The following is a 16,363-nucleotide window of genomic DNA, read 5'->3' on the forward strand; positions in this document are numbered from 1 at the left end:
TCCCCCGTACGCACCGGGGCGGGGCTTTTTGTTTCCCTGAGGAACAATGTTTACCCTCGGTTCCGTCCATGTTCCGTCCATGGGGTGGTCGGACGGCTGGCCGATCGGCCTCGGCCGGTTAGGCTCATCCCGCAGGGCCGCCCGAAAAAGGCCCCGCGTACCCGCGTCACATCCCAGAAGGAGATGCTCGTGCCGTCCATCGACGTCGTCGTAGCCCGGGAAATCCTCGACTCGCGAGGCAACCCCACCGTCGAGGTCGAGGTCGGCCTCGATGACGGCAGCACCGGTCGTGCCGCCGTCCCGTCCGGCGCCTCGACCGGAGCCTTCGAGGCCATCGAGCTGCGCGACGGTGACCCCAACCGCTACCTCGGCAAGGGTGTCGAGAAGGCCGTCCTCGCCGTCATCGAGCAGATCGGCCCGGAGCTCGTCGGCTACGACGCCACCGAGCAGCGGCTGATCGACCAGGCGATGTTCGACCTGGACGCCACCGACAACAAGGGCTCCCTCGGCGCCAACGCCATCCTCGGCGTCTCCCTCGCCGTCGCCCACGCCGCCTCCGAGGCCAGCGACCTCCCCCTCTTCCGCTACCTCGGCGGCCCGAACGCGCACCTGCTGCCCGTTCCGATGATGAACATCCTGAACGGCGGCTCGCACGCCGACTCCAACGTGGACATCCAGGAGTTCATGATCGCCCCGATCGGCGCGGAGTCCTTCTCCGAGGCGCTGCGCTGGGGCGCCGAGATCTACCACACCCTCAAGAAGGTGCTGAAGACCAAGGGCCTGTCCACCGGTCTCGGCGACGAGGGCGGCTTCGCCCCGAACCTGGAGTCCAACCGCGCCGCGCTCGACCTCATCATCGAGGCCATCAAGCAGGCCGGCTACGTCCCCGGTGAGCAGATCGGTCTCGCGCTCGACGTCGCCGCGTCCGAGTTCTACAAGGACGGCAAGTACGAGTTCGAGGGCAAGTCCCGTACGGCCGCCGAGATGACCGAGTACTACGAGGAGCTGGTCTCCGCGTACCCGCTCATCTCCATCGAGGACCCGCTGTACGAGGACGACTGGGACGGCTGGAAGACCATCACCGACAAGCTGGGCGACAAGGTCCAGATCGTCGGCGACGACCTCTTCGTCACCAACCCGGAGCGCCTCGCCCGTGGCATCGAGGAGGGCTCGGCCAACGCCCTGCTCGTCAAGGTCAACCAGATCGGCTCGCTGACCGAGACCCTGGACGCCGTCGAGCTGGCCCAGCGCAACGGCTTCAAGTGCATGATGTCCCACCGCTCCGGCGAGACCGAGGACGTCACCATCGCCGACCTCGCCGTCGCCGTGAACTGCGGCCAGATCAAGACCGGCGCCCCGGCCCGCTCGGACCGCGTCGCCAAGTACAACCAGCTGCTGCGCATCGAGGAGATCCTCGACGACGCGGCGGTGTACGCCGGTCGCAGCGCCTTCCCCCGCTTCAAGGGCTGAGCGGCAGCTGTAGAGGTGGCTGTAGCGGCTTAGGCAGCGTCGTACGTACGTCCCCGTACCCGGTCCCGTACCGTGTGCGGGGACGTACGTACGTACAAGCACAGCTGTTCGGGGAGGCGGGACGACATGGCAGTGAAGGACCGGGACCGGTTCTCCACCGCGACCAGGATCAAGCTGCTCGGCGAGCAGACGGCGGCCCGCGTCTACCGTTCCCAGACCAAGCGCCAGGCCCGCCGCTCCCGCCTGACCGGCCGGGCGGCCCTGCTCGCCCTGGTCCTGTGCTCGCTGATCGTGGCCCTCGCCTACCCGATAAGGCAGTACGTCTCCCAGCGCGCCGACATCGCCGAACTGGAACGCGAACGCGACCAGGCCAGGCAGCGGGTCGAGCAGCTCCGCGACCAGAAGGCACGCTGGCAGGACGACGCGTACGCGCAGCAGCAGATCCGGCAGCGGCTGCACTATGTGATGCCGGGCGAGACCGGGTACGTCGTGATCGACCCGGACGCGGCGAAGCAGTCGCGCGCCGACCTGGGCGCGGCCGACCGGCCCTGGTACGCGAACGTCTGGGACGGCGTGGACAAGGCCGACCGGTCCGGCGGCCGGGCCGACGCCGTGAACCAGTGAAGTGAACTGACTAGAGAGATACACGTACAGGCATGCAAACGCCCCCGCCTCCCACCCCGCGCACCGAGCCCACCGACGCGGACGTCGAGGCCTTCAAACAGCAGCTGGGCCGTCCGCCTCGCGGGCTGCGCGCGATCGCGCACCGCTGTCCCTGCGGTCAGCCGGACGTCGTGGAGACGGCTCCGCGGCTGCCGGACGGTACGCCCTTCCCGACGACGTACTACCTGACGTGTCCGCGGGCCGCCTCGGCGATCGGCACGCTGGAGGCGAACGGCGTGATGAAGGAGATGACGGAACGTCTGGCGACGGATCCGGAGCTGGCCGCGGCGTATCGGGCCGCGCACGAGGACTACATCGCGCGCCGCGACTCGATCGAGGTCCTGGAGGGCTTCCCGAGCGCGGGGGGCATGCCGGACCGGGTGAAGTGCCTGCACGTGCTCGTGGGCCACTCGCTGGCCGCCGGGCCCGGGGTGAACCCGTTGGGCGACGAGGCGATCGCGATGCTGCCGGAGTGGTGGGCTAAGGGGGCGTGTGTGGTGCCGGGCGAGTGAGTTTCTTTCGCCCCCGCCGCCCTTACCCGTACCCATCCCTGGGGGCTGCCGCCCCCAGACCCCCCGCTGTCGGCCTGAACGGCCTCGTCCTCAAACGCCGGACGGGCTGGGAGGGGGGTGCCGGCGGGTGGGGGGAAGGTCGCGCTGAACGCGCTCGTCCTCAAACGCCGGACGGGCTGAAATACCAACCCGAAGGACCCGCCCATGACTCGCGTCGCCGCCATCGACTGCGGTACGAACTCGATCCGCCTTCTCGTAGCCGATGCGGACCCCGTCACCGGGGAACTCGTCGAGTTGGACCGGCGGATGACCATTGTCCGGCTCGGTCAGGGTGTCGACCGTACGGGACGTCTCGCCCCCGAGGCGTTGGAGCGGACCTTCGCGGCCTGTCGGGAGTATGCCGGGGTCATCAAGGAGCACGGTGCCGAGCGGCTGCGGTTCGTCGCGACGTCCGCGTCCCGGGACGCGGAGAACCGGGACGAGTTCGTACGGGGGGTGCTGGACATCCTCGGTGTCGAGCCCGAGGTGATCTCGGGCGACCAGGAGGCCGAGTTCTCCTTCACCGGCGCCACCAAGGAACTGACGGGGCGCGACGACCTCGCCAAGCCCTACCTCGTCGTGGACATCGGCGGCGGCTCGACCGAGTTCGTGGTCGGTGACGATCACGTGCGCGGGGCCCGGTCCGTGGACATCGGGTGCGTACGGATGACGGAGCGGCATCTCGTGCGGGAGGGGGCGGTGGTGGATCCGCCGGGGCAGGCGGAAGTCGCTGCCATTCGTGCCGACATCGAGGCCGCCCTCGATCTGGCGGAGCAGAACGTCCCGCTGGGTGAGGCGCGCACGCTCGTCGGGCTGGCCGGGTCCGTCACCACGGTGTCGGCGATCGCGCAGAACCTGCCCGAGTACGACTCCGAGGCCATCCACCACTCCCGGGTCTCCTACGACCGCGTCCGCGAGATCACCGAGACGCTTCTTCGGTCCACTCATGCCGAGCGGACGGCGATTCCGTCCATGCATCCGGGGCGCGTGGATGTGATCGGCGCCGGTGCGCTCGTACTGCTGTCGATCATGGAGCGGATCGGGGCGGCGGAGGTCGTGGTGAGCGAGCACGACATTCTGGACGGGATTGCCTTCAAAGTGGCACAAGAGGCCGAAGAGGGTAAGAAGGGGGACTGACCTGCGGTGGCGTGCCGAGATTAGGCGCGAGACGGCCCCGGTACCTCGCTCGGAGGTTTCGGGGCCGTCGCATGGGTGGCGCGGCCGATCAGGGGGAGAATGCGTGCGAGCCCGCCTGTCGCCCTTTCTCGCGGTGCGTGGCCCATGCCCGGGCGGCGGCGGTGAGGGCCGCCCTGTGAGGCATAGGGCGTGTGCGTTCCCAGTTTTCCCATGCGGCGTAGACGGCGCGCGCGAAGGTGGTGACGGTGGCAGGGTCGGCCACTCGGTACGCGGGAACCTGCCGGGCGATCGTCTCGGCCTGTTCTGGTGTGTGGCCGGCGGAGATGAGCCGGGGCACTGTCAGTGCGGTGTCTGCCCATGCGGGGGCGGGGCAGGAAAGGGCCCAGTCCAGTAGCAGCAACTCTCCGCCGGGGGTCCTCAGCATGTTGTGCGGGGACATGTCCGTGTGGGCGAGCCCTCGGCCTTGCAGTCCGGGCGGCACGTCCTCGGGCAGAAACTCGGTCCACCGTGTGTGAAGCGGCTTCTTGTTCAATTTCTCGGGCCATGGCTCCCGGGACAGGACGGTAAGCGTGCGCAGCAGTGAGGCGAGATCGTCGGACCCTGGAGTCAGGTCCGGGTGTCGACCCTCGACGTACTCGTATCCGTAGAGCATCCATCCGCCGGCCTCGGTCTCCCACAGCACGCGGGGGGCGAGGGGTGCGCATCGTGTGACCCGCGCTTCGTGGCGGTACACCCACGCCTGTGGGTCGTCGTGCCGAGTTCCCTTGATGAACGCTCGTCCCGCTGGTGTGTGGACGGTGCAGGCGAGCCGGGACATGACGCCGTGCGGTGCGGTCTCGGCCGTCTCGACCGGGCCTGTATGCCGCTCGACGGCGGCCCGGGTCGGTGCCGGTAGGTCGTGCCATTCGATGCGGTCCACCCGCGGTCTCCTGCGTTGGTCGAGCGAAAACGGGGTCGGCCCCCGACCTGGCCACAGCGTGGCACTGCTTGAATCCGCTTACCGGGCGAGTTGCCCCGTGGGCAGCAGCCATCCTGCGTGACGCGGGCGCCACCTACGTAGAGGTGTCCCCGTCGGGTGACGGGCTGCACATCTGGGGTCGCGCTGACGTCCGACAGGGACGCCGCATCCGACGCCCCGACGGTACGGCCGTAGAGATCTACGGAACCGGCCGGTACATCGCAATGACGGGGCGCCGACATGGAAACGCCCCGTCAATCCTTGCGGACGTCAGCAACGTTGTTCGTCGGCTGACTTCCCCCAATTCGCTCCTCGCGAGCTGACGGGGCGGATCCGGCAGAGAGGCGGTGGCAGAGCCGCATGGTGCGGCCTTGCCCGGAGTCAGGCTGCCTCAGTAGCCCGACTTCCAGGTCTGGTAGCCGCCACCGTTATAATCGTGCAGGTAGACGTTTCCGGCGTAGTTGCTATCCAGGTAGGTGCCCGTTTCGGAGTTCATCAGCTGGACCTTGTCCCAGCCCGCACCGAAGCCGGCCCAGGTGAAGTCGGTCCAAATGTTGCACTCCCGCACGGAGACATCGTTCTCATAGCTCAGGCATAGATTGGTGCCGTGGAGCCTGATCCATACATAGTCCACCCCACCGGTCAACCTGTAGACAATGTCCCACTGCTGGAGACCCCATCCATTGATGCACTGACTGGTGATGACCTCGCCAGTCTCCGAGAGACCCAGACAACGTCCGGTCTCCCAGTTGCGCAGGAAGTTCGTGCTGATGACGTCGCCCTCGTTGAGAGCCGACGCGGAACCGGCGTTGACGAACGAAAACCCCAGGGATAGGCAGAGAGCGAGCACCGTCGTCCACGCACGGCGAGCGAGCCGCCCCGAAGTCCGGGATTGCGCTGCCTGAGCTTCCTCAACATGCCCCGCGTCGAGGCTCTTCGTGTACGTCACGTCAACTTCCTTCGCTTGTCGAGTTTTGTACGTGCCGCGATTGGCCGCAGCTCGGCCGAAGTGACAGAATTCAAGCACCCGTCGATTGTCGAATTGTTGCCTTGGTGTTGTCGCCGACGAGCACGTAACCGGCTGACAAAAAACGCATAACCCACCAGACCCACAGACCGAGGACCGACAGAGGTGAACCGGAACCGCTACGGGTGGTTCGGGCTGTCCGAGCAGTTCGCGTGGCACTGCGAGCAGTCGGCGAGGTCCAGTTCGGGCCAGAACTCCATGTCGATTTCGTACCCGGCGAGGGTGATCGAGTCGACGGTCAGCGCGCGCAGTGCCTTGCCACCGCCGTGCTCCTCCTTGTCGAGGAATCCGGGCTGGTGGTGCAGGAAGCGGCCGAACCGCTGCTCGCAGAACTCGGCGTACGCCTTGGTGTGGAGCAGGAAGGCGTGCCAGAAGTCATCGACGAGCGGTGACGGGCTGAGCGGGCGACCGGCGTAGTTGCACGCCGCGAGGAAGGCGAGCATCTGCCCGACACCTCGGTCTGCCTTGTCCTCGCCGAGCTGCGGGAACTTGTCGATCATGTTGGACACGAGGGTTGCCCGCATCTCTGCGCTGAGCAGCGTGCGCGCGTCGGTTGCGGGGTGTTCCTGCATCGTGGTCACGTGCTTGCCTCCATGATGTGTGGATGGTTGCTTGCACTTGCTGACCGCCCCGCCCACTTTCGGCCTTGCTCCTACTTGGTGGGCGGGGCGGGGCTTCAGGCCCGTTACGCTCGACCTCTGGCGGGTCGGCCCGGGGTCCATCTCACCTCGGGGCGGCCCGTTCTTCTGTGCTTGGTGAGCAGGTCAGACGTGATACGTCGTGCCCCAGCGCATCGCGCCGAGTTCAAAGCACGTGCGTACGTGCGCGTCGAGCCCTGTCTGTCTAGTCCCGGCGGTGAGCGGCTCGAACAAGACCAGGACGCGGACGGGCCCGCCGGCCTCGACCACGTCCAGCCACGACCGCGCGGCGGGTAGTTGCAGGCGGCGCGCGCCGTCGCCGTAATCGAGCCACGGTGAGCCCTGCCGTATGCGGATACGGTGCCCGATGGGCGGCGGGGGGCCGTCGTGCGGGCCGAGGTACAGCGCTTCGGCGAACGCCTGCATGCCCTCGCGGATGCTGTCGACGCTCTCATGGTCGAGGTGCGGCGGCGCGTGATAGGCGAGCAGTTGGGCAACTGGGAACACGTAACGTCGGTGCACTCCGGTCCCCAAGCAGATGCCGGCGACGAACCCGGGGCCGGGGGGTGCCTTTGTCTCGGGCACGGTCACAGTGCCTTCACCTCCGCCCATACGGCCTTGCCGAGGGGGATATCGGTCACGCCCCACCGATGGCACAGGAAGTCAAGGATGAGCAGGCCGCGCCCTCGGTCGCGCTGGTCGGACTCGGGCCGTACGCGCGGGCGGCGCCGGACGGGGTCGTGTACCTCGACGCGGGTTCGGCCGTCGTCCGCGTCGATCACGACGCGTACGAGGTCATCGGGCTCGGTGCCGTACCGGATGGAGTTGGTGACCAGCTCGCACGTGACCAGTACGACGGTCTCGACGTGGTCCTCGCTCGCCTCCGGCACGTGGTAGCTGACGTACTCACGTACGAACTTGCGGGCTGCTCTTGCTGATTCAGGTTCGCTCGCCAGCAAAAGGATCGGCGGCGGGCCGACTTGCAGTGTTGGGTATTTCCGCTTGCTGTCCTGGATCGCCTTTTTGGTAATGCCGGCGTCGAGGTGCGGTTCAGTGTGGACGGCAGGGCGTACTTGCTCGCCCGTGCCGGACACGTGCTCTTCGGTCATGGTCAAACCAGGCCCCCTAGTAGGCCGAGATCATGCGAGGTTCGGTGAAGAGGTAACCGCGCGGTCACCCTCCGCGGGTACCGTTAGAGGCTGATGGGAACGTGAACGCCATGAATGTCGTCGGGAGATGAGGCATGGCCAGGAACAAGCGCACGCCCAACCCTGCCCTTGCGGGGTTACTTGACCAGGCAAAATTGACTCGGACGCAGCTCGCGCAGCGCGTGAACCGCCTCGGCGTACAGGCGGGATTGGATCTCCATTACAGCCAATCCACCGTTTCGCACTGGATTGCCGGTGCGCGTCCGAAGCCCGAGGTCAGGGCCCTGATCGTCGAGGCGCTCTCGGCACAGCTGGGCCGGCCCGTCACCCACGCCGAAGCAGGGCTCACACCCGCCCCGTCAGTTCTGGGGTCCGAACAGGCCGACACTGTCGAGGAGTTGATAGACCTCGGAAGGGCGGATATGGACCCATCGCGGCGCGGCGTGCTCGCTGCGGGCGTGTTTTCGGCGGCTCTTGCTGTCCCTGGCTTTTCCAGCCCTGCGCACGCTCACGCCCTAGATCAGCCGGTTAGCCCCGGCAAGAGGACGATCCGTGTTGGCGCCTCGCAGGTCGCGGCGGTGCGCACCATGACGGAGCGCATCGCGGACATCCTTGACGAACTCGGCGCGGGGCACGCCCGGCCCATGGCTGCTGCGTTCCTCGTCAACACGGTCGGGCCGTGGCTGCGTGCACAGGCGAGCGAACAAGTACGCCTCGACATGCTCGCCGCCGCATCCGACCTGACGTATCTGACTGGGTGGATGGCCATGTACGAAAAGGCTCATGGCCTTGGCCAGACCTACTACGTCAAGGCGTTGAAGCTGGCGAGCGAGGCGCAAGACCACGTGACCTACTGCCGAACGCTGCGCGGCATGAGCTTGCAGGCATCCAATCTCGGCTACGGGCGAAAGTCGTTGGAGCTTGCCGACTCGGCTGCGGAGGCCGCGCCGGCCGCGGGGCCTCGTCTGGTGGCGTTCCTGCGGGGACAGCAGGCACACGCGGCGAGCATGGTCGGCGATCGGGACATGGCGCACAGCCGGTTGAGGGAGGCCGAGGCCGCACTGTCCCAGGCGGACAACCACCGGGACGCGATCGGCGGGTACGACCAAACGGCGTGGCTGTTTCACCTCTCTCATGTCCTGTACGAGGAGCGCGACCTACCCGGCAGCATCAAGGCTCTGCAGCAGTCGATCAAGGTGCAACCGAAGGTGGAGCGGCAAGGCCGCGTGCATTCGTACGCGCTGCTGGCACAACGGCAGTACGGGTATGGGCATCTCGACGCGTCGTGTGAGTCGTGGGGGCGCTTTCTGGACGAGTACGAGCACGTCTCATCGGCCCGTGGCGATGACCACTTCGAGACGATGCGCACACAGCTGCGGAGGCACGTGACGGCGCGGCCGGTGCGGGAACTGGCCGGACGCGCGCGGGAGGTCGCGGCGCTGAAAAGCTGATAGCCGTACGAGCTGAAGGCACGAATGCGCCCTCGCCGTCCCGGCATGGGTTGGTGACGGGGGCGCATTTCTGTCTACTGCCGGGGTGCTTCTTGATCGCTTAGTTGCTGGTCGGTCTGGTCCTGCGCTGTGAGACCAGGGCGAGTGATCCGTTGGCGGTGGCGAATTGCTCGGCCATCGTGCCGCGTAGCTTCTCCAGCTCGACGGCGACGGACTGCTCAGGCGGGGCGGCGGGGTAACGCGCTACCTCCCTTGCGTCGTCGATAAAGGAAGGGGCTCGGGGATGGCTGGCGCGCTGAAGATGGTGGGGAGGGCGGCGACGAAAATCACGATGCCCTGGATGGCGAGACGGGTTGGCTGAACAGGGAACAGTGGGAAACGTTTTTAACGCAGCATCAATCCTTGAAGAGTAATATCTCTCTTGTTTTGAAAATCTTGAACAATGGGCCCGCGCTGCGCAGATGTGTGGGGTTTGCTGGTTTGAATGCGGATATTCGGATATTCCGCGATGGGTTGCATAGATTAGTAAGTGTATAGATTTGTGCATGTTTGTTGTGTAGGGAATGGCTCGAAAGGGTCGGGTGTTGTTGCTCCGGTCTCTCGAACGCTGCGGCGATCTTCGACATGATCGAGGGTGGCTGGGGGTCGTCTTTGCAATCTAGTCCGGCTCTTACTCGGGGTGTCCGGTTGGCGTACCCGCTCGCGGTCGCGGTCGCGTTCGTCGATGGGCCGTGTTAAGGCCAGTCGCCTCCTCGATGTTCGAGCTGACCTGCGATAATGGCTAATTTATCCAGAATGCTCCCGATACTTACTAGGTTGTTCGGCGCCTTGTCGACTGGAAGGTTGGGGGGTTTGCATGGTTTTTTCTAATTAATACAAAATATCCACCCCCCTGGGTCCTGAACATGCAGGTAGTTGATGTCGCGGATTGTGGAGGCTGGCGAGAGGACTCGGGCACTCTGGAGATGGGCAAAAGGGCGGCCGCTCTTGCTGGTAGGAACGATCAAAATCCGTACAGCAAGGGGAACTTGATGACCCGTAAGCTGAAACAACGCCGGGGAAGTGCACAGCGCCGATTCGATGCGGGCCCGTCTCGCTCGCACCCGCTCAATGATCACGCGAACGGTGTCCTGATCACGATCATTGTGATTGTGGTGGCACTGGGCCCGTTGCCTAGTGAAAAGGCGGCGGCCCTCGTCGGCACGGCCGTCGCGGCCATCGTTGCTGATGGTGGGCGAAGGCGACTCCGGTCCAATCCGTAGTGCCCAAGTCTTCTGGGTGATGGGGCGGGCCAGTGTGCCAAGCAAGCTGCTCCACGTGAAATGGCCCGCTGCAGGGTTGCTGCGGCGGGCCAGTTCGCGCGCTTACGACGCTGTGCGTTTCCACCTCGAACGGGACGGGACCGGAACACGGTCGTCGAGAAGGCCAGAAAAGACACAGGAAGCCATGCAGAGGCCCCGTTTAGTTCAGTCGGAGGAACTCGCCGAAGCGTGTCGGTGTCGGGGTGAACGGGCCGCTGGCCGACTCGTCCAGGGTGCGCCCTTCCAGCTGTGCGGCGGCCCGATGCAGGACGAGAGTGCGGGAGTCGACCGACGAGCCTCTACGGGTACGTCTTCGCCCCCTTGGCGCGGTCGGCGGCGGCGAGTTGGTCAAGGAATCCGCAGGCCTCACATGGCGGCCACTTCGCCGTCGGCCGACAGCGGCGAACAGGTCGCTCCATTGTTCCCGTACGACGGTGAGGGTGAAGCCAGGCAAGGCGGTGGGCATGTGCTGTTCCTGTCGATCGCGATTTCTTGACGGATGCTTGGCTACGCAGGACCCTTCACCAAAAGGTGTCAAGTTAGGGTAAGAGCGCTTGTATCGGGGGAGAAGTGATGAAGTTTCTGGTCGGGGTGATCGTGGTGAGTTTCGTGGGACTAGGGCTGATGGCCTGGAAGTCTCCGTCGGAGGAGCGAACCCAGATACTCAAGGTGATGGGCAGCATCGTCGGTATGGCGCTGCTTGGGCTGCTCGTGTCGTCAACTCAAGGCATCCGCTGGTGAAGAGCACACGGAGTTAGCTCGTCACGAAACCTGCGGGCGTCGTCGTGCCAGTACGGAACGCAGGTACCTCACGGGCTGGTTTCTCATCTCTGAGTTGGTCGTGATTGCGGGCGAGGCGCAACAGGACTCGGCGCGACGCCCGGAGCGAGGACGATCGCCCATGTGGGGCCGCTCGCGCGAGGGACTGCTCGTCGAGGCTGGCGAGCAGTTTTCGAACGCTGGTCATGCCGGTGAGCAGGCTGCGCGAACTGCGATTCCCGCCACACCGCTTGCGGGTGGCATCGGTGTGCAGCTCGGCGAGGGCGGCGGCCGTGGGGCGCTCCTCGGTATCGAGTAGCAGGTCGCGCAGCGAGCGTCGTTGATGGCTCGTCGGCGCTGGACGCGAGGCGCTGTCGGCCCTCGCTGGCGGGGGTGCTCATGTCGGCGCGGGTGACCCCTGGATGGGGGCGTCGACGGGTAGTTGGGCGGCGACAGTGTCGAACCGGCCGTCGAGGCCGCCGGGCCACTGGAATCGATCGACCCTCAGAGTCCCCATCGGCTCGTCGTGCAGGTGCTCTGCCGGAGTGGGATACCTTCACCTTGGCGGAGCACAACGCCATCGTCCGCAAGCTGATGTGATAGGTGACCGTGTCGCCCCGGCCGTTGCGGTACGAGATCGTGCCCGTACGGGAGCCTGCGCGGACTGAGTGGCTCATGGGTAGTAAGGGCACTCCTATGGCAGTGAACTGCCCGGAGCCGAGTGGCGCTTTGGCAGTTTTGCCTGACGGCGTCGTGCGGAGCGTGGCGTAATACGCCGGTAGGGGCCGGTTCCGTCCCCGTTGTCGCTGGTTGGGCGGTGCGTGGCCGTCGTATTCGAATTGATTGGTGGGCCGGATCGGGGCTGCCAATCAACCTTCCGGTGGCTGGACTTGAGGTGCACACGGGGTGGTGTCCCACGTTCCCGACAGGGGAGGGAGCGTGGGACACCAGAGCGGGGGACTCCGGTGCGTCGGCCGGGCGAGGGGTTCGAACGGCGTCGTCTTCGTACGGGAGGGAAGCCGGATGGGGCGCCCTGAGAGGCCGTTGGATCCGGAGGGTGGGCCGGTCGAGCGGTTCGCCTTCGCGTTGCGGGAGTTGCGGCGAGAGGCCGGGGGGATCACCTACCGGGCCATGGCCGCGGAGGCCGGGTACACGGCGGCGACGCTGTCCGAGGCGGCGGCGGGGGAGCGGCTTCCGTCCCTGGCGGTGGCTCTGGCGTATGTGTCCGCCTGTGGTGGGGATGCCGAGGAGTGGGAGCGGCGCTGGCAGCGGGCCGCCGAGGACGCTGCTGGGCAGGTGCCCGAGGGGGACGGGAGCGCGGCGCCCTATCGGGGGCTGGCGCGGTTCGAGCCGGGGGACAGTGGCTGTTTCTTCGGGCGGGACCAGTTGGTGGCCGATCTGGCGGAGCTGGTGCTGGGCAGTCGGTTCGTGGCCGTCGTGGGTACCTCCGGGAGTGGGAAGTCGTCCTTGCTGCGGGCCGGGCTGATACCGGTGCTGCGGGGTGGGGACTGGGCCGGGGAGAGGCCTGCGGCCATCCGGATCCTCACGCCGGGCGCGCGGCCCGCCCATACGCACGCCCGTGCGCTCGTTCCCGTTGACGGGGGCGGGGACACCTGGGTCGTCGTCGACCAGTTCGAGGAGGTCTTCACCCTCTGCCGGGAACCCGCCGAGCGAGCCCGCTTCATCGACATGCTGCTCACCGCCGTACGGCCGGGCAGCCGGCTGCGTGTCGTGATCGCCGTACGCGCCGACTTCTACGGCCGCTGCGGTGAGCATCGTGAACTCGCCGCCGCCCTGCGCGGCGCCGGGCTGCTCGTCGGGCCGATGAGTGTGGAGGAGTTGAGGGAGGCGATCGTCAAGCCCGCCGCGGCCGAGGGTCTGGTCGTCGAGCGGGCCCTGACCGCGCGGATCATCGCGGACGTCGCCGACCAGCCCGGCGGGCTGCCTCTGATGTCCCACGCGCTGATGGAGACCTGGCGGCGGCGTCGTGGCGGGGCGCTGACCGTCAAGGGGTACGAGGCCGTCGGCGGGGTGCACGGTGCCATCGCCCGTACCGCCGAGGAGTGTTACAGCGGGCTCTCCGCGCATGAGGCGGCGCTGGCTCGTCAGGTGATGCTGAGGCTCGTCGCGCCGGGCGAGGGGACCGACGACACCAGCCGGCCCGCCCGCCGTGCCGAACTCGCCGCTGATGCCGCCACCGTGCTCGACCGGCTGGTCGGCGCCCGGCTGGTCACCCTCGACGACGACACCGTCGACCTCGCCCATGAGGCGCTGATCACCGCCTGGCCCCGGCTGAACGGCTGGATCGAGAGCGACCGCGAACTGCTGCGCCGGCACCGGCTGCTCACCGAGGCCGCCACCGCCTGGGAGCAGCTCGACCGCGACGCCGGTGTGCTGTACCGAGGGGCTCGGCTGACCGTGGCCACGGAGGCCTTCACGCCGGTCGCCGAGCCCGATCCGCTCACGCCGCTGGAGCGGGCCTTCCTCACCGCGAGCCTCGACGCCCGCCGGCACGAACAGCGCCAGGCCACCCGTACGAGCCGTCGGCTGCGCGGACTGACCACGGCGCTGACGATCCTCGTCGCCCTCGCGGTCGTGGCGGGACTGACCGCCTGGAACCAGAGCACGGCCAGTACCCGGCAGCAGCTCCAGGCCGAGGCACGTCGTATCGCCGCGATGGCCGCCAGCCTCCGCTCCTCCGACCCGAGGACCGCCATGCGGCTCAGCGCGGCGGCCTACGGGCTCGCCGACCTGCCCGACAGCCGCTCGGCCCTCCTCGACTCGTACGCCCAGACCGAGCTGGACCGGTTCGATCCCGGCCAGGGGTCGGCCGCGGCCGGCGGCGACGACGATCCGGTGCAGCGGTTCCTCAGCCGCGACGGGCGCGTTCTGACCACGGTCTCGGACGACCGTGTCGAACGCTGGGACACCTCCACGCGGCGGCGGACCGGTTCGTTCCCCGGCACGGGGGACCTGGAGTTCCCCGGCGTCCAGGGCATCAGTCCCGACGGCGGCACGCTCATGATCTGGACGAAGGACGGCCTGCGGCTGTGGGACGTCGACGCCGGCCGGCGGGTCGGTGCCCGTATCGGCTCGGCCGGCGATTCCTCCGCCGGTACGACCGGTTCGTTCGTCACCGATACGCGGATACTCCTCTCCAGCCGCTACGCCGGACGGTCCGGCATCCGCTTCCGTCTGTGGGACACCGCGCTCGGCCGTGCCGTCTTCGAACAGAACCTCAGGGACGAGTCGTCCGCCGACGCCGTCGCCAGCCCCGACGGACGACTGCTGGCGATCTGCCGGCGCCTCGGACCGGTGCAGGTGTGGGACACGGTCGTACGGCGGAGACTGCCGATCCCGTGGGCGACCGCGAACCGGGATCTCTGCCCGAGCCGATCGCAGGGGTTCGTTTCGGCGGCCGGCGATCCCCGCGAGGGCCGGCTGCTGTTCACCCCGGACAGTCGCGCCCTCGCCGTCGTGGGCGACTTCCCGGACGGCTCCGGAGTGCGCGCCTGGGACCTGGCGTCGGGAAAGCAGCGGCTGAGGATCGAGTACTCCTGGCCGAAGGACGCCCGCACCCGCATGACGTTCAGCGCGGACGGCGCGTTCGTCGCGGCGGCGAACGGCGACGAGATCCTGCTGTGGCGCACCGCCGACCCCGCCGTTCCCGTCCTCCGGCATCCGCTCAGCTCCACCGGCTCCTACGATCTGGACGGGACCTCGGCGCTCAGGCTGGACCTGGACCGGCGCAGGATCCGGTACCTGGAGGTGCGCGGCTGGGAGCGCAGGATCTCGGTGGCGTCCCTGGCCCTCGACGAGGCGCTGGACTCCGTCTACCCGGTCGGCCCGGTCCGGGCGGCCACCTACAGTCCGGACGGCCGCACCCTCGCCGCCGTACGACGGCTCGACGGCGCGACCCGCTTCCAGCTCCTGGACGCGGCGACCGCAGAGGTCCTGGCCGACCTGCCCAACCCGCAGATGTTCTGCCTGCCGGATCCCAACTGCGAGAACCACACCGCGTTCAGCGCCGACGGAGGGACGTTCGCCTACGGCGCCAAGCCACCGGCCGGCCGCTACTCCACGATCACCTTCTATGTCTGGGACACCCGCACCCACCGCCAGATCGCCTCGCTGTCCCTTCCGGCAGGCGTGGAGGGCATCGGGCTCAGCCCGGACGGGAAGACCTTCCTGGCTTCCAGGTTCAAGGGGAGCGGGACGATCGAACTGTGGGACGTCCGCAGCCGCACCAGGACCCGGGTGCTCAGCGGTGTGCGGGACGTCCCGGCTGTCAGGCCCGACGGACGTCTGCTGGCCACATCGGGCGGCGACTACGTGGACCTGCCCTCCGGCAAGGTGACCCACCGCAACGCCTCGGACCCGCTGTCGGCCGTGGTCTTCAGCTCCGACGGACGCTACCTCGCGGTGGGCGGCAGGGGCGGGGTCACGATCTGGGACGGGGACGCCCGACGGCGCCTGGCGAACCTGCCCGCCACCCCCGACGGTGACGCGGCCGGGGCCACGGACGACGACGACCAGTTCGTCACGGCGGTGGCTTTCTCGCCGGACGCCCGGTACCTCGCCGTGGGCACCGCCGGCGGAACGCTACAGATCTGGCAGACCGAGGCCCCCCACCTCCAGCCGACGGTGTTCCCCGCCCTCGGCGGCCGTGTGCAGTCCGTGGCCTTCGGCCCCGACGGGGACACCCTGTACGCCGCGAGCACCCACCGCCGCTCCCGTTCCTACGACCTCGATCCCGAGCACGTCGCCACCACCGTGTGCGAGCGGGCGGGCGGCGGACTGTCCCGCGCCGACTGGCAGAGCTACCTCCCCGACGTGCCGTATCGGGACGTGTGCTGAGCCCCTCCCCGGGGTCCCTCGGGCCCCCGAGTCAGCCTCTCCTGAGCAGGTCGGATAACGTATGAGCGCACTTGTGGGGCTGTTCGCGGCCCCCGGGTGACGCCCCCTCGGGAAAGTTCGTGAAGTTCTTCACAAGGAATTCGGTCCTGTTGGGCGACGAACGTGCTCCACAGGGCCCTTTCGGGGGCTCACCAGGGGTGGGAGCGTGCTCGGGGGAGCGTTTCGGCAGCGTTTCCGGTGGGTGTGGCGGGAGGCTGGTCCAGTCACTCCGGCGACCCGGAAGGGCAGTTCACGCGGCATTGACATCGGGGCGTACCGCCCGCTGGTTCGTCCCGCGCGACACGGCCCCGGCCATGCGGGCCGCGCAGTGTAGCAGAGGGGGTCCATATGCTTGTGAAGGGGC

Annotated in this window: 14 protein-coding genes; 9 read left to right on the top strand and 5 right to left on the bottom strand. The window is 67.8% G+C overall.

What is annotated here, in order from left to right; translation table 11 throughout:
• Window positions 1–189 precede the first annotated feature (189 nt).
• From eno to OG787_RS29150, 4 genes are all read left to right on the top strand, one after another.
• Complete coding sequence (eno, locus tag OG787_RS29135; protein ID WP_235478068.1) at window positions 190–1,470, top strand: phosphopyruvate hydratase; 1,281 nt, start codon at window positions 190–192, stop codon at window positions 1,468–1,470.
• Window positions 1,471–1,596: 126 nt separating this feature from the next.
• The gene (locus OG787_RS29140) at window positions 1,597–2,094 is read left to right on the top strand and encodes a septum formation initiator family protein (protein ID WP_369036912.1); all 498 of its coding nucleotides are present in this window, start codon (window positions 1,597–1,599) and stop codon (window positions 2,092–2,094) included.
• Between the two features lie 32 nt (window positions 2,095–2,126).
• On the top strand, window positions 2,127–2,645 hold the full coding sequence (locus tag OG787_RS29145; RefSeq protein WP_369036913.1) for a DUF501 domain-containing protein: 519 nt from the start codon (window positions 2,127–2,129) through the stop codon (window positions 2,643–2,645).
• 204 nt (window positions 2,646–2,849) lie between these two features.
• Entirely contained in the window at window positions 2,850–3,821 is a 972-nt protein-coding gene (locus tag OG787_RS29150) for an exopolyphosphatase (protein WP_405537043.1), read from the top strand.
• Window positions 3,822–3,909: 88 nt separating this feature from the next.
• Here the strand turns inward: OG787_RS29150 and OG787_RS29155 are convergent, their stop codons facing one another.
• From OG787_RS29155 to OG787_RS29175, 5 genes are all read right to left on the bottom strand, one after another.
• Window positions 3,910–4,740 (bottom strand): hypothetical protein, encoded by an 831-nt coding sequence (locus tag OG787_RS29155; RefSeq protein WP_405537045.1) that lies wholly within the window; start codon window positions 4,738–4,740, stop codon window positions 3,910–3,912.
• Between the two features lie 430 nt (window positions 4,741–5,170).
• Window positions 5,171–5,728 carry an RICIN domain-containing protein gene (locus OG787_RS29160; RefSeq protein ID WP_405537046.1) on the bottom strand — a complete coding sequence of 186 codons (558 nt, stop codon included), beginning with the start codon at window positions 5,726–5,728 and terminating at the stop codon, window positions 5,171–5,173.
• A gap of 197 nt (window positions 5,729–5,925) precedes the next feature.
• The gene (locus tag OG787_RS29165) at window positions 5,926–6,387 is read right to left on the bottom strand and encodes a glycine-rich domain-containing protein (protein WP_405537048.1); all 462 of its coding nucleotides are present in this window, start codon (window positions 6,385–6,387) and stop codon (window positions 5,926–5,928) included.
• Window positions 6,388–6,570: 183 nt separating this feature from the next.
• Window positions 6,571–6,951 (bottom strand): hypothetical protein, encoded by a 381-nt coding sequence (locus tag OG787_RS29170; RefSeq protein WP_405537050.1) that lies wholly within the window; start codon window positions 6,949–6,951, stop codon window positions 6,571–6,573.
• Window positions 6,952–7,031: 80 nt separating this feature from the next.
• Window positions 7,032–7,553: an ATP-binding protein gene (locus OG787_RS29175; protein ID WP_405537051.1), complete on the bottom strand. Its 522-nt coding sequence runs from the start codon at window positions 7,551–7,553 to the stop codon at window positions 7,032–7,034.
• 134 nt (window positions 7,554–7,687) lie between these two features.
• On the opposite strand from OG787_RS29175, the gene OG787_RS29180 reads away from it, so the two are divergent.
• The 5 genes from OG787_RS29180 to OG787_RS29200 all read left to right on the top strand — a co-directional run bounded on the left by OG787_RS29180 (window position 7,688) and on the right by OG787_RS29200 (window position 15,960).
• The gene (locus OG787_RS29180; protein ID WP_405537053.1) at window positions 7,688–9,043 is read left to right on the top strand and encodes a hypothetical protein; all 1,356 of its coding nucleotides are present in this window, start codon (window positions 7,688–7,690) and stop codon (window positions 9,041–9,043) included.
• 1,031 nt (window positions 9,044–10,074) lie between these two features.
• Complete coding sequence (locus OG787_RS29185) at window positions 10,075–10,305, top strand: hypothetical protein (RefSeq protein WP_405537054.1); 231 nt, start codon at window positions 10,075–10,077, stop codon at window positions 10,303–10,305.
• A 409-nt stretch (window positions 10,306–10,714) separates the two neighbouring features.
• Window positions 10,715–10,840, top strand: coding sequence for a hypothetical protein (locus OG787_RS29190; protein ID WP_405537055.1), 126 nt, complete (start codon window positions 10,715–10,717; stop codon window positions 10,838–10,840).
• 77 nt (window positions 10,841–10,917) lie between these two features.
• Complete coding sequence (locus OG787_RS29195; RefSeq protein WP_405537056.1) at window positions 10,918–11,085, top strand: hypothetical protein; 168 nt, start codon at window positions 10,918–10,920, stop codon at window positions 11,083–11,085.
• Window positions 11,086–12,126: 1,041 nt separating this feature from the next.
• Window positions 12,127–15,960 (top strand): helix-turn-helix domain-containing protein, encoded by a 3,834-nt coding sequence (locus OG787_RS29200; RefSeq protein ID WP_405537058.1) that lies wholly within the window; start codon window positions 12,127–12,129, stop codon window positions 15,958–15,960.
• Window positions 15,961–16,363 lie beyond the last annotated feature (403 nt).

Source organism: Streptomyces sp. NBC_00075 (assembly GCF_045041225.1).
GTDB classification, from domain to species: Bacteria; Actinomycetota; Actinomycetes; order Streptomycetales; family Streptomycetaceae; genus Streptomyces; species Streptomyces adonidis.

Coding starts and splice junctions, on each gene's coding strand:
- OG787_RS29180 (WP_405537053.1), top strand. CDS start 7,688: ATGGCCAGGAACAAGCGCACGCCCAACCCTGCCCTTGCGGGGTTACTT.
- OG787_RS29190 (WP_405537055.1), top strand. CDS start 10,715: ATGGCGGCCACTTCGCCGTCGGCCGACAGCGGCGAACAGGTCGCTCCA.
- OG787_RS29185 (WP_405537054.1), top strand. CDS start 10,075: ATGACCCGTAAGCTGAAACAACGCCGGGGAAGTGCACAGCGCCGATTC.
- OG787_RS29195 (WP_405537056.1), top strand. CDS start 10,918: ATGAAGTTTCTGGTCGGGGTGATCGTGGTGAGTTTCGTGGGACTAGGG.
- OG787_RS29140 (WP_369036912.1), top strand. CDS start 1,597: ATGGCAGTGAAGGACCGGGACCGGTTCTCCACCGCGACCAGGATCAAG.
- OG787_RS29200 (WP_405537058.1), top strand. CDS start 12,127: ATGGGGCGCCCTGAGAGGCCGTTGGATCCGGAGGGTGGGCCGGTCGAG.
- OG787_RS29145 (WP_369036913.1), top strand. CDS start 2,127: ATGCAAACGCCCCCGCCTCCCACCCCGCGCACCGAGCCCACCGACGCG.
- OG787_RS29150 (WP_405537043.1), top strand. CDS start 2,850: ATGACTCGCGTCGCCGCCATCGACTGCGGTACGAACTCGATCCGCCTT.
- OG787_RS29175 (WP_405537051.1), bottom strand. CDS start 7,553: ATGACCGAAGAGCACGTGTCCGGCACGGGCGAGCAAGTACGCCCTGCC.